We start from the raw sequence: 1,552 nt of genomic DNA on the forward strand, positions 1-1,552 counted from the left end.
GTGTGGGACGGCGGCGACCCCTTTATTGTCATCGGCGGAGAACTGGTATGCTATTTTGGGGACGATCCTGTGGTTACCGTACCGGATGGCGTCAGGGGCATTGCCACCGATGCCTTCTCCATTGCCCGCACTGAAAATTCTAAGGTTACCTCTGTCACGTTACCGGACAGCGTGGAATACATTGCGGAAAGCGCTTTTGGCGCGCAGTCGGAACTAACTACGGTAAACTTTGGCAGCGGCTTAAAAGAGATTGGGTTCGGAGCCTTTGGTGGCTGTACCAGCCTGAACAATGTCGTGCTGCCGGAGGGGTTGAAAAAAATCGGTGATAACGCATTTGCCGGCTGCAGCTCGCTTGACAGCATCAGCTTCCCCGGCACACTGGAAGTCCTTTATCCGGGAAGTCTTGAGAGAACACCGTATTGGGAGAACCTTCCAGGTGGTGAAAACTATCTTGGCCGCGTATTCTGCTTTAAGGAAACCGAACTGGATCCCTGGACGCCGCTCCATGTCGATGTCCGTCCCGGTACGCTGGGGATAATGGAATGGCAATCCAGCCACTATGACACCACCATGTCCCTCCCGGACGGGCTGCGCTATATCGGACCGGACGCGTTTCCCAGCAGGATGTACGAATTAGATGATTTTACCCTGCCGGAAAGCGTCACCTATATTGATGATGTTCCCAACGGACACCGGGGCGTCCCCAAAAGCGCCCTGCGCGATTTGCCTGACGCCCTGACCTATATCGGCATGAATGCGTTTGAAAGCGATTATCAAATCGACATCGGCTATCTGGAAATCCCCAACGGCGTGAAGTATATCGGGCAAAAGGCTTTTGCCCATATCAATACCGGCTCATCCCAAAAAATGGACGTCCGTCTGCCGGACAGCCTGGAATATATGGACTGGGCGGCGTTTACGAATAACAACATCGGCCAGATCACCAACTGGTCCGCTGCCATCACCACATGGGAGGACTTTTTGTATGACTGCCAGATGGACGCCCTGACCCTGCCGGACACCATCCTCAATGTCCATAGACTGACGTCGAGTGCTATTCCCATCATAAACCTGAACCGGGCAAAGGTGATAGAAGGCTTTTACGGCTATGGGGGCGTTGATATATTATCTTATGGCGCCATCCAGCCGGGCAGCGGGACCATCCTGATGCCCAATGTGGAACGGGTGTTCCCCAATACCCATATCGGCGGCGCTGGCGCAGGCGTGGTGGCCATACCCAATATGGATGTTTACGTCCCCTTCAACGGCGTTGATGAAGGCTTTGATGAGCATTTGAAGGTTGTCATCTTTGATGAATCCATGCTGGAAGGGCTGCCCTCTGCGCCGTCAAGCGTCGCGCCAATGGTCGGCTCCTTTACCGATGTGCGGACAAACGACTGGTTTGCAGGCGCGGTGGAGTACGTGGTGAATAACGGCCTGTTTTCCGGCGTGTCGGACACCTCGTTCGCGCCCAATGACCCGGTAACCCGTGGTATGCTGGTGACAGTGCTGTGGCGGGCAGCAGGCGAGCCTTCGGCAAGTGCAAGCGCCT

At 55.0% G+C, this 1,552-nt stretch carries 1 protein-coding gene; it reads left to right on the forward strand.

Annotated features, from left to right (window positions below):
• Positions 1 to 1,552: leucine-rich repeat protein (locus H6B51_RS16995; RefSeq protein ID WP_204884777.1), on the forward strand; the 1,552-nt coding region annotated here is incomplete at both ends.

The organism is Pseudoflavonifractor phocaeensis, from assembly GCF_016901955.1.
Lineage (GTDB): Bacteria > Bacillota > Clostridia > Oscillospirales > Oscillospiraceae > Flavonifractor > Flavonifractor phocaeensis_A.